9 protein-coding genes are annotated in these 11,562 nt (G+C 37.0%); 7 read left to right on the top strand and 2 right to left on the bottom strand.

Going from position 1 to position 11,562, the window contains the following annotated elements; all coding sequences use genetic code 11:
- Positions 1–187 precede the first annotated feature (187 nt).
- The 5 genes from A6M14_RS04300 (at position 188) to A6M14_RS04280 (ending at position 5,216) form a co-directional block, all read left to right on the top strand.
- On the top strand, positions 188–790 hold the full coding sequence (locus tag A6M14_RS04300; protein ID WP_152873783.1) for a hypothetical protein: 603 nt from the start codon (positions 188–190) through the stop codon (positions 788–790).
- Between the two features lie 404 nt (positions 791–1,194).
- A complete protein-coding gene (locus A6M14_RS04295; protein ID WP_152873782.1) occupies positions 1,195–2,640 on the top strand; it encodes an aldehyde dehydrogenase family protein in 1,446 nt (481 codons plus the stop codon).
- A 72-nt stretch (positions 2,641–2,712) separates the two neighbouring features.
- A complete protein-coding gene (locus A6M14_RS04290) occupies positions 2,713–3,273 on the top strand; it encodes a DUF1287 domain-containing protein (protein ID WP_241678038.1) in 561 nt (186 codons plus the stop codon).
- Between the two features lie 352 nt (positions 3,274–3,625).
- Positions 3,626–5,110 (top strand): sodium-dependent transporter, encoded by a 1,485-nt coding sequence (locus A6M14_RS04285; RefSeq protein WP_152873780.1) that lies wholly within the window; start codon positions 3,626–3,628, stop codon positions 5,108–5,110.
- Between the two features lies 1 nt (position 5,111).
- The gene (locus A6M14_RS04280) at positions 5,112–5,216 is read left to right on the top strand and encodes a methionine/alanine import family NSS transporter small subunit (protein ID WP_152873779.1); all 105 of its coding nucleotides are present in this window, start codon (positions 5,112–5,114) and stop codon (positions 5,214–5,216) included.
- A gap of 84 nt (positions 5,217–5,300) precedes the next feature.
- Here A6M14_RS04280 and rsmB read toward each other — a convergent pair whose 3' ends face one another.
- A complete protein-coding gene (gene rsmB / locus A6M14_RS04275) occupies positions 5,301–6,605 on the bottom strand; it encodes a 16S rRNA (cytosine(967)-C(5))-methyltransferase RsmB (protein WP_152873778.1) in 1,305 nt (434 codons plus the stop codon).
- Positions 6,605–7,564, bottom strand: a complete 960-nt coding sequence (gene fmt, locus A6M14_RS04270; protein WP_163121904.1) for a methionyl-tRNA formyltransferase — start codon at positions 7,562–7,564, stop codon at positions 6,605–6,607. Before fmt ends, rsmB begins: the two co-directional genes overlap by 1 nt.
- Positions 7,565–8,040: 476 nt before the next feature.
- Here fmt and A6M14_RS04265 point away from each other — a divergent pair, with 476 nt between their 5' ends.
- Together A6M14_RS04265 and A6M14_RS14070 are read left to right on the top strand one after the other, a co-directional pair.
- Positions 8,041–11,382, top strand: a complete 3,342-nt coding sequence (locus A6M14_RS04265; protein WP_152873777.1) for an ESPR-type extended signal peptide-containing protein — start codon at positions 8,041–8,043, stop codon at positions 11,380–11,382.
- Positions 11,348–11,562 (top strand): hypothetical protein (locus A6M14_RS14070; protein ID WP_206669619.1); only part of this gene is annotated, 215 nt, incomplete at its 3' end. The genes A6M14_RS04265 and A6M14_RS14070, both read left to right, overlap by 35 nt.

Below are 11,562 nucleotides of genomic sequence, written 5' to 3'. Positions count from 1 at the left end.
TGGGGTTACCCATGTGAGAGTAAGTCATCGCCAGCTCATTAATTCTAAAACACCCCCTGTCTTATAACAGGGGGTGTTTTTTTATGCTTGAAAAATAATAAAGGGTGAAATCTTGAATAAATGTATTGATTGCTTTTGAGGGTGGCCAAATTATATTCATATAGAATTAACTAAATATATGAAAACTATGGAAAAAGATTGGATTGACTATGTGGTTGCATTAAGTAGTACTATTACTCCAGTGTTAGTATTAGTCTTAACGGGTTTAGGATGGCACATAAAAAATAAGTTTGAGAGTTCAAAGAATATTGAATTTAGAAATTTAGAACGTATAAGAGAGTTAGAAGATAAACTGCATCAAGATAGGATAGAAACATATAATTCTTTATTAGAGCCATTTATTATTATGTTTACAACGGATGCTATTTTTAATTCAGATCCAAAATATAAAGGAAAAACAAAGGATCAATTAAGTATTGGTCGTATGTTAAGTGTAGACTACCGTAAGATAGCATTCAAACTTTCACTAGTAGCAGATGATGATGTAATAAAAGCCTATAATGCATTAATGCAACATGTCTACTCGTATAATAAACATGATAATACTACTAATAATGATGCCCTTGTTCAAACATCTATATGGCTTTCTCTTCTATCTGAAATGCTATTAGCTATTAGGAAGAGTATGGGAAATGCATCTACAGAATTAAATAATTGGGAAATGATAGAATGGTTTATGTCTGATACACAGGAAATGAAAGAGTTATATATTTTATCTAAGAATGATTAATAGGTAAAATTGGATAAAATTCTATTTATTTGTTAATAGATTAAAAAAAAATTTCTTAGATTAGCTTTATTTTGATTATAAAAATGAAATATGTAGCTGAAAATAAAAGAAAACCCCATCATCCTGACGGGGTTTCTTTGTATTCAATTAAAGGTAAAACTCCTGCTATCTATTATTATCTTCTTCTTATTCTTTCTTATATTGAGACCTACCTGTCTCTGTATGATTTAAATATATACAAAATTAAAAATGATAGATATTAGACATTTTCTTCAATAAATGTACGAAATAGCGTACATGTTTGAAACATCAAATTGTTACTTAAAAAGAATGAAGCTTGAGCCAACTAAGCGCATTATATAAGGCAAGTAAATATAAATGCTTTATAGAAAGAGGATGTTGTAATGACCGAAAGCAATCAACACGTTAAAGATTATCCACTTTATGTTGCAGGTAAGGCTTACAAAACCGAACAATGGTTAGATGTACAAGATAAATATAAACAGACTACATTTGCACGTGTGGCATTGGCAGATGAAAAAATATTAGAAAAAGCGATTCAATCTGCGGTAAAAGCAGAAAAAGAAATGGCAAAACTTGAGCCATTTCAAAAGCAAAAAATTTTATTACATTGCGTAAAACGATTTAATGAAATGCGTGATGAACTGACCGAAATTTTAATTGCAGAAGGTGGAAAACCACGTAAAGCAGCTGCGGCAGAAGTCGAGCGTTTAATTAATACATTCCAAATTGCAGCAGATGCAGTTACGCAATTAGATGAAGGGAAACTGATTCCTTTGGCTGTAACAGCAGCATCTTCAGGCTATCAAGGTTTTATTAAACAAGTACCAATTGGAGCAGTATCGTTAATTAGTCCTTTTAATTTTCCATTGAATTTAACGGCTCATAAAATTGCACCTGCAATTGCAGCAGGCTGTCCTTTTGTACTTAAACCTGCAAGTTTAACGCCTATTTCTGCAATTAAAATCGCCGAAGTTTTAGCAGAAACAGATTTGCCAAAAGGTGCATTTTCAGTTTTACCATGCCCTCGTGAACATGCAGATGTTTTAGTCACAGATGATCGTTTTAAATTGCTCAGTTTTACAGGTTCAGATGTTGTCGGTTGGGATATGAAAGCCCGTGCAGGTCGAAAAAAAGTGACTTTGGAACTTGGCGGAAATGCAGCTGTATTGGTTGAGCCCGATACTGAAATTACCGATGCCTTTATAGATCGTTTAATCGGTGGTGCTTATAACCACGCAGGGCAGGTATGTATTAGCGTTCAACGTATTTTGATTCATGCCGATATTTATGCAGAAGTGAAGAAAAAGCTCATTACGAAATTGAAAAAAGTGAAAGCAGCAGATCCATCTTTAGAAACAACGATGGTAGGCCCGATGATTAAGGATGCAGAGGCAAACCGTTTAAAAAAATGGGTCGATAAAGCGGTAAAAAAAGGTGCCAAATTATTGTCTGGTGGTGATGTTAACGGTGTGATGTTCGAGCCAACACTGCTTGAAAAAGTAGATGAATCACTTGAAGTTTATAAAGATGAAGTCTTTGGTCCTGTTGCAGTTATTGAAAAATATAAATCGTTTGAACAAGGTATAGATAAAATCAACTCGAGTCGTTTTGGTTTACAGGCGGGCGTTTATACGCAAAACTTGAATAAGATGATGTATGCATGGAATAACCTACATGTCGGTGGCGTTATTATTAATGATATTCCATCTTTTCGTGTAGATAACATGCCTTATGGCGGTGTGAAAGATTCAGGTTTAGGGCGTGAAGGCATTCAATCTGCAATTCGAGATATGCAAGAAGAGCGCGTATTAGCCATTAAACTTTAATCTTTAAATTACAGGATTTAAGTCTGCAACTATGAAAAATATAGTTGCAGATATTGAGAAATGATAATTCAAATGAATAAAATTTTAGTTTTTACAGTTTCAATTTTAGTTTCTATTAGTAGTTGGGCTTTTTCGAATGAAAAATTGGTGAAAGATGCCAAAAGCCAAATAGGAAAAACGTTATTATATGATCCTGCATATACGAAACTTAAATATCCAATGGGCGATGTTCCTTTATATAAAGGTGTCTGCACAGATGTGGTGATTCGTGCTTTACGAAAGCAAGATGTAGATTTACAAAAAGAAATTCATGAAGATATGAAGAAGAATTTTAAAATCTATCCTCAAAAGTGGGGTTTAAAATCTCCTGATAAAAATATTGATCACAGACGCGTTCCTAATATTCAAACTTATCTGAAAAGAAAAGGCTTTGAAGTGAAAGATCAAAAGTATATGGCTGGGGATATTGTGGCTTGGGACTTAGGAAAAGGTTTAGTTCATATTGGTATTGTTTCTAATAAAAGAGCACTTTTTCGTGATACACCACTCATCATTCATAACATTGGATTAGGGACTCAGGAAACAAATATTTTGTATGATTATAAAATTATAGGTCATTATCGCTTTAAGTGAAAAATAACAGAAACTATGGTTAATCATAAAATTACTCTATAATTTTTAAAGTGTTTTCAAAATGCGAATAATTTTTAATCTATTATTAAAGAATTGATTATAAAAACTAAAAAATTTGCAAAAAATACACAAAAATAAGTAAAAACTCGTTATTGTGGATTTCATATAAGACACATATTAAAAAATGGACTTTAAGCAAGACATTTTCAATAGTGTTTTGTTTGCTATTTAGAACAACATGCCCAAAAGGCGTAAAACTAAATCGGACAAAAAAATTTAATTGGCAGCTTTCTTGCTTGCGTATATATCCTAATAACAAGCAGCAATGAAGTACCCAACATTTAGGTGTTTTATGACAAATTCTCGTGAAAATTGGTCTGCGCGATCAGGCTTCATTATTGCCGCTATCGGTTCAGCTGTTGGACTTGGTAATATTTGGCGTTTCCCATACGTTGCTTATGAAAATGGTGGCGGTGCATTCTTAATTCCATATTTAGTTGCAATTTTTGCAGCAGGTTTACCATTATTATTTCTAGATTATGCAGTCGGGCATAAATTCAGAAAAGCTCCACCAACTGCTTATAAAAAGCTAATGAATAGTGAGGCTTTAGGTTGGTGGCAAGTGATGGTCACGCTCATCATTGGTATTTACTACGCAAGTGTACTGTCTTGGGCAGGTAGTTATATTTTCTACTCCATTGGTCAAAAATGGGGTGAAGATACACAAGGCTTCTTCTTTAATACCTACTTACAAAATGGTAGTGGCTTAGAATTTGGTTTCGTACCAACACTATTCTTTGGATTAGTGATAGTTTGGGCGATTACCATGTTCATTCTGTATGGCGGCGTGAAGAAAGGTGTAGAGCTTTCAAATAAAATCTTTATTCCATTACTGGTTGTTTTATTTACAATTATGGTAATTCAGGCTGTTCGCTTACCAGGTGCAACCGAAGGCTTAAATGCATTCTTCACACCAAACTGGGAAGCAATGGCTAACTATAAAGTATGGCTAGCCGCATTTGGTCATATCTTCTTTTCGTTGTCTATTGGCTTCGGGATTATGCTGACTTATGCATCTTACTTAAAAGTAAAAACCAACTTAACGGGTTCTGGTGTTGTGGTTGCATTAGCAAACTCATCATTTGAAATTCTTGCAGGTATTGGTATTTTTGCTGCCTTAGGTTTCATGGCACACAGTGCAGGCGTTCCTGTAAATGAAGTGGTATCTGGTGGTATTGGTTTAGCATTCATTGCTTTCCCTAAAATTATTTCAAGTTTAGGTGCAGGCGGTGATTTGTTTGGCTTCTTATTCTTCTCTTCACTTGCTGTAGCGGGTATTACCTCTATGGTGAGTATTTTGGAAGTACCAATTGCATCATTCCAAGATAAATTGGGTTGGTCACGTAAGAAAGCGGTAACAATTGTAGGTGGCGGTTCTGCAATTGTTTCGACACTTATTTTCTCTACAAACAGCGCAATTACTTTCGTAGATATTATTGATTATTTTGCCAATAATATTGGTATTGTATTGGGTGGTTTACTTTCTATTGTGTTGGTATCTTGGTTCCGTCGTCCTTTATTGGCTCAGTTGAAAGATCATATCAACCAATACTCAAGCATTAAATTGGGCAAAGGTTGGGACTTCTTATTAACAGTGGTTACGCCACTTTCATTACTAGTGGCTTTGGGTTTAACCCTTAAGGCTGTTGTGACCGAAGGTTATGGCGGTTATGCACCAGAAGTTTTATGGCCAGTTGCAGGTGCGGTACTCGCAGTCTTTATTATTGGTGCAATTGCATTTAGTTGCTTAAAAGATCACGATTCTGAGGAGAACTAAGATGAATACATCAGCAATCATCATGTTGGTCATTTCAACAGTTTTACTGTGGGGTGGTTTAATTTGGGCAACAGTGCACTTGATTAAACATCCTGATGAAGAATAATTGTCTAAATTAAATGACAAATAAATAAAAAAAAGGAACCTTCGAGGTTCCTTTTTTTATGGCTTAACTTAGATGAAACTTAAATTAAACTTTTTGAATACGGCAGTAATAGAAACCATCACCACGACCAACTTGTGGTAAAAGCTGACGTCCGTGAATTTGCTCAATGCCCCAATCTGCCTCAATTTTAATTTCTTGAGCATCTGCATTATTGTTGAAAAATTCAATCATTTGATGTTCATTTTCAGCTTTTAAAATTGAGCAAGTAATGTAAAGCAAAGTGCCACCAACTTTCAGTTGTTGCCACATATTTTCAAGAATTTTCTTCTGTAATTCTACAGTTTTTGCAATATCTGTAGATTGGCGAAGTAAACGAATATCAGGATGGCGACGAATAACACCAACAGCCGAGCAAGGTGCATCCAAAACAATACAATCTGCTTGTTCAGGAGTTGTCCAGGTTATAGCATCTGCCGTAATAATTTCGACGTGCTTACCATCTAGAAGCAAACGCTCTAAGTTTTCAGAAACACGTTTTAAACGCTTTTCGTCTTGGTCAAGTGCAATTAATTTTTTAGGATCAAAGCTTTCTAAAATATGCGCCGTTTTACCGCCTGGTGCTGCACAAGCATCAATTACAAACTTACCATCTAAGTTTGGCAATAATGTTGCACATAATTGAGCATGTTCATCTTGAACAGAGAAACCACCCACCTCAAAACCTGGTAGGCTTGGAATGTGTAAGCTTTCGTCCATGACGATACCAACATCTGAAATTTCACAACGATGGGCATCAATACCTTCATCTTCTAAAATATCAAGGTATTCATCACGACCAACTTGGCGTGTATTTACGCGCAAAGTAAGTGGTGCAACTTGTTTTAACTCATAGCTGATTTCAGCAAGTTGTTCTGGCCAGTCTTTTTTCAAACGCTTAGATAACCAACTTGGTAAACCCGGTGCTTGTTCTAGAACATCATAAAATTGTTCAGTTTCACGTGTAGCACGACGTAAAATCGCATTCACCACGCCACTTAAACTTTCCATACCAAGTTGTTTGGCTGCTTCAACAGTTTCTGAAATTGCCGCATGCGCTGCAACACGAGTACATAATAATTGATATAAACCAAGATAAAGACAAGTTTCAACAACTTGATTTTCTAAAGGTTTAGACAACAATGGCAATGTTAACTGTTTAAGCGAATGCCATTGACGTAAGCATCCAAGCACTAATTCATGATATAGCGCACGGTCTTTATCCGACACAATATTGATGTGTTGAGCCAATACAGACTGCAGTGATTGACCATTTTGGACAGCCAATAAAGTTTTAACAACCTGAGCACGTAAGTTGAGGTTTTTACCTGAGGCGTGGGGAGATTGCTTCATTATAAAATTTGTCCAATATTCAATTTTTGGGTTTGCATAATTTGCACGGCATTTAGAGGTTTACCCCCTGGCCATTGGAGAGATGTCAGAATAATTACGCTATTATTTGCACAGGCAATGTGTACACCGTGCTTATCTATGGCAATAATTTCGCCTATTTTAGCATTTTTAGTTGTACTAGTAGAGACCTGTGAATGCCAAACACGTAAGTTATTTTGTTCATCTAGAACAATAAATGCGACAGGCCATGGGTTGAAAGCACGAATATTTAAATCTATTTGCTTCGCGTCAATCGCCCAATCTATTTGTGCTTCTGCTTTTGAAAGCTTATGTGCATAAACCGTTAAAGCTTCATCTTGAATTTCGCGTGTTGCTAAATAATGTTGTAATTTTTCTTCAGATTCTAAAACTTCCATAATTGCTTGCGCACCTTGCTCTGCTAATTTGTCATGCAAACTTGCAGATGTATCAGTTGCTTCGATTGGACACACTGTTTTAAACATCATATCGCCAGTGTCTAAACCTGCTGCCATTTTCATAATGGTCACGCCAGTTTTAGAATCACCCGTTGCAATTGCACGTTGAATAGGTGCAGCACCACGCCAACGCGGTAACAATGAGCCATGAATATTCAAACAGCCATATTTAGGCGTATCTAATACCACTTGAGGCAAAATTAAACCATAAGCCGCAACCACCATAACATCAGCATTTAATGCTTTTAGTTCTGCTTGAGCTGCTAAGCCTTCTTCAGTTGAAGACTTGAAATGAAGGGGTTGATACACAGCAATATTGTGTTCTAAGGCAAGTTGTTTAACGGCAGATGCTGTCAATTTTTGTCCACGACCAGCTTTTCGATCTGGTTGTGTATATACAGCAACAATCTCGTGATTTGTATTTATTAAGGCCGTCAAAGCAAAAGCTGCAAATTCAGGTGTTCCTGCAAAAATGATTTTCACGGATTAATCTCAAATTTTAATTGATGATAATTATATGCGAAAAATAACTCTAATAATCAAAGGAGGAAATGTGCAGTCTAATTTTTAGCGGAAGTGATTTTATTACAAGCTCATACAGAAATTGATTTATTTAAGAGAAGCCTAGCTATAAGTTTTCACCAAAATTATGGAGCACAGTTACAAAAAAAATTACAAAAAAAATAAAGCATTTTAGAGATTTTTGTAAGTTGTATTTTTACAAAAAAACACACTGTAATACCGTGTTTTAAAAATAAAAAAATAAGTAAATATAATTATTTAAGTGAATTTAATTACTACATCAATCACTTGATAAGCAACATGAAATTACAATAATGCAATAATAAAAATGTGATCCAATTATCATAAATGTATTGATTCTGTATATTGTTTTGTGAATAATTGCAAAAATCAAAAACAATTAATGTTTTTAAAAATACAAAAAGAGATAAATAAATATGAATAAAGTATACAAATTAGTGTGGAACTCAGCACTTGGAGCTTGGGTTGCTGTATCCGAGTTAGCAAAAGGATGTAAAAAATCGTCAAAGTCTATAGTGAAACTTGGCCTTGTTGTTGGTGCTGTAGTCTCTATGAATGAGGTTTGTGCAGCTGGTGTAAATGCCGTTGAGCAGGGAACTGGTGCAAATGCTGCGGGTGAAAACTCTGTAGCAATAGGTCGTAGTGCTGTCGCAAATGGATATAGTGCATCAGCACTTGGTTCTGGAGCAAATGCAACAGGGCTTAGCTCATTGGCTTTAGGTTCATTGGCTGCGGCAAGTACAGATGATGCTTTAGCAATTGGTCGTATATCTTCAGCATCAGGAAAAACATCAATTGCTATTGGTGTACAAGCAGGAGCAAGTGTTGAAAATGCACTTGCAATAGGTTCAGGATCAACAGCAAGTGGCTTGAGTTCAATTGCACATGGTAATTTTGCAACGGCTTCTGCAACGAATACAATCGCAATAGGATCAGGTTCTACTGCGAGTTTTAGTAATGCTGTAGCTCTAGGCACATCAGCTAATGCATCTGGAGCTTCATCTGTTGCTGTAGGTAATGCATCAAAGAGTACTAATACCTGGACCACAGCTGTTGGTAATAATGCCTCAGCAATAGCAGATTATGCTACTGCTTTGGGAACAAACTCAAATGCATCAGGTTCAAACACAGTCGCATTAGGTTATAGTGCAAGAGCATTAGGAACTTCTGCAGTAGCTATAGGTTTTGGTGCGAATGCAAGTGATCTTGGTGCTATATCGATAGGTCGAAGTGCTAGAACAGTAAAGGATGCAGTAGCATTGGGTCGCTCTGCAAATGCAGCAGGTGTAAGTTCAATCGCACAGGGTGTATCATCTGTAGCGGTTGCAGATGATGCTATTGCTACGGGTCGCTCTGCAAATGCATCAGGTATAGGTTCAATAGCGCAAGGTGTATTGTCTATAGCGGGTGCGGAAAATGCAATTGCATTGGGTAATAAGGCAAATGCATCAGGTATAGGTTCAATAGCACAAGGTGTATCATCTGTAGCGAGTGCAGAAAATGCAGTTGCGGTGGGTAATACTGCAAATGCGTCGGGTGCAGGCTCTATTGCACAAGGTGTATCATCTGTAGCAAGTGCAGAAAATGCAGTTGCGGTGGGTAATGCTGCAAATGCATCGGGTGTAGGCTCTATTGCACAAGGTGTATCATCTGTAGCGAGTGCGGAAAATGCAGTTGCATTAGGGCATTCTACCCATGCTTTAGGTAAGTCATCATTGGCGCAAGGCGATAGCTCAAAAGCAGAAGGCGATAGCTCTGTAGCACTAGGTCATAGTGCTGTAGCAAATGGGTATGGTGCAACATCGCTCGGTTATGGAGCAAATGCAACTGGGTTTAGCTCATTGGCTTTAGGTTCGTTATCTGCGACAAGTGCAGATGATGCTTTAGCGATTGGTCGTATATCTTCAGCATCAGGAAAAACATCAATTGCTTTTGGTGTGCAAGCTAGAGCAAGTGCTGAAAATGCACTTGCAGTAGGTTCAGGATCAACAGCAAGTGGCTTGAGTTCAATTGCACATGGTAATTTTGCAACGGCTTCTGCAACGAATACAATCGCAATAGGATCAGGTTCTACTGCGAGTTTTAGTAATGCTGTAGCTCTAGGCACATCAGCTAATGCATCTGGAGCTTCATCTGTTGCTGTTGGTAATGCATCAAAGAGTACTAATACCTGGACCACAGCTGTTGGTAATAATGCCTCAGCAATAGCAGATTATGCTACTGCTTTGGGAACAAACTCAAATGCATCAGGTTCAAACACAGTCGCATTAGGTTATAGTGCAAGAGCATTAGGAACTTCTGCCGTAGCTATGGGTTTTGGAGCGAATGCAAGTGATTCTGGTGCTATATCGATAGGTCGAAGTGCTAGAACAGTAAAGGATGCAGTAGCATTGGGTCGCTCTGCAAGTGCAACAGGTGTAAGTTCAATCGCACAGGGTGTTTTATCAGTAGCGGTTGCAGATGATGCTATTGCTACAGGTCGCTCTGCAAATGCATCAGGTATTGGTGCGATTGCATTAGGTGCAAACACTATTTCTGATTTGGAAAATAGTGTAGCTATTGGAGCATCATCTAAAACATTGCAAGCAACAGCAACGAAATCTGCACTAACGAATAGTGATGTGACAGCAACAGATCCAGTTGTTTCATTTGGTAGCGATACAATAAAACGTCGTCTACAGAATATAGCAGATGGTGCAGATGCTAATGATGCTGTAAATGTAAAACAGTTAACAGCAGCTCAAACGAATGTTGCAAGTGTGATTGGAACAAGTGCTGTTGTAGATGCAAATACAGGTATTATGACTGCGACCAATATTGGTGGAATTACAGGTGCAAATACAGTCGATGATGCATTTAAGGCAGTTTTAGGTAAAAGTATTACATTTGCTGGTACAACGGGCACAACAACTAAAAAATTAGATGAAACATTGAATATTGTTGGTGCAAATAGCAATATTACAACAGAAGCTAATACTACCGATGGTTTGAAAATTAAGCTTGCCGACAATGTAGACCTAACAACAGCGGGATCATTGAAGTTTGGTACAACAGGTACAACTGTAAATAATTCAGGTATAACATTTGCGAATGGTACTGCATTAAGTAATAGTGGTTTGGTTATTACAAATGGCCCAAGCCTAACAGCTAGCAGTTTAAATATGAGTAGCAAGAAAATTACGAATGTTGCTGCAGGTCTTGTTGCTACTGATGGTGTAAATCTTGGACAGGTTTTAGACTTACAAACAGTCGTAAAGCCTTCTGTTGGCGGGAATGCGGTTGTAACAGGTGTTATTGCTGCTGATGGACAAACAACGTACACAATTAACACAAAAAATTCTTTCGTAAAAGCCGCAACCGATTCTGGTATTGCTGTTAATTCAGTATATGACTCTAGTACATTAAATACAGAATATACAGTCGATTTAACCAAAGAGCTTAAAGATAAAATTGAAGCAGGTTCTACTGGTGGTGCACTTGTAAACAAAGGAATCACCTTTACTGGTACAACAGGAACAACAACTAAAAAATTAGATGAAACATTGAGTATTGTTGGTACAAATAGCAACATTACAACAGAAGCAGGAACTGACGGTTTAAAAATTGCATTGGCAAAAGACCTGAATTTAACAGCTAATGGTTCAGTGATTATTGGGAATGCTACTCTAAATAATAGTGGTTTAACTATTAGTGGTGGGCCGAGTGTAACAGTTGCTGGTATAAATGCTGGAAGCAAAGTCATTTACAGATGCTGTTAACTTAGCGCAGTTAAAAACTGTTGATGCCAAAGCTGACAAGAACACGACGGATATTGCAGCAGTAAAAACTACAGCTGATAAGAATACGACGGATATTGCAGCAGTAAAAACTACTGCTGACAAGAACACGACGGATATTGCAGCGGTAAAAACTACAGCTGATAAGAACACGACGGATAT

Origin of the sequence: Acinetobacter portensis, from assembly GCF_009372215.1 — a bacterium.
Classification (GTDB): Bacteria; Pseudomonadota; Gammaproteobacteria; order Pseudomonadales; family Moraxellaceae; genus Acinetobacter; species Acinetobacter portensis.
Note: the sequence above shows the minus strand (reverse complement) of the source record. Positions and strands in the feature narration are given on the sequence as shown.

Coding starts and splice junctions, on each gene's coding strand:
- rsmB (WP_152873778.1), bottom strand. CDS start 6,605: ATGAAGCAATCTCCCCACGCCTCAGGTAAAAACCTCAACTTACGTGCT.
- A6M14_RS04265 (WP_152873777.1), top strand. CDS start 8,041: ATGAATAAAGTATACAAATTAGTGTGGAACTCAGCACTTGGAGCTTGG.
- A6M14_RS04295 (WP_152873782.1), top strand. CDS start 1,195: ATGACCGAAAGCAATCAACACGTTAAAGATTATCCACTTTATGTTGCA.
- A6M14_RS04280 (WP_152873779.1), top strand. CDS start 5,112: ATGAATACATCAGCAATCATCATGTTGGTCATTTCAACAGTTTTACTG.
- A6M14_RS04290 (WP_241678038.1), top strand. CDS start 2,713: ATGAATAAAATTTTAGTTTTTACAGTTTCAATTTTAGTTTCTATTAGT.
- A6M14_RS04300 (WP_152873783.1), top strand. CDS start 188: ATGGAAAAAGATTGGATTGACTATGTGGTTGCATTAAGTAGTACTATT.
- A6M14_RS04285 (WP_152873780.1), top strand. CDS start 3,626: ATGACAAATTCTCGTGAAAATTGGTCTGCGCGATCAGGCTTCATTATT.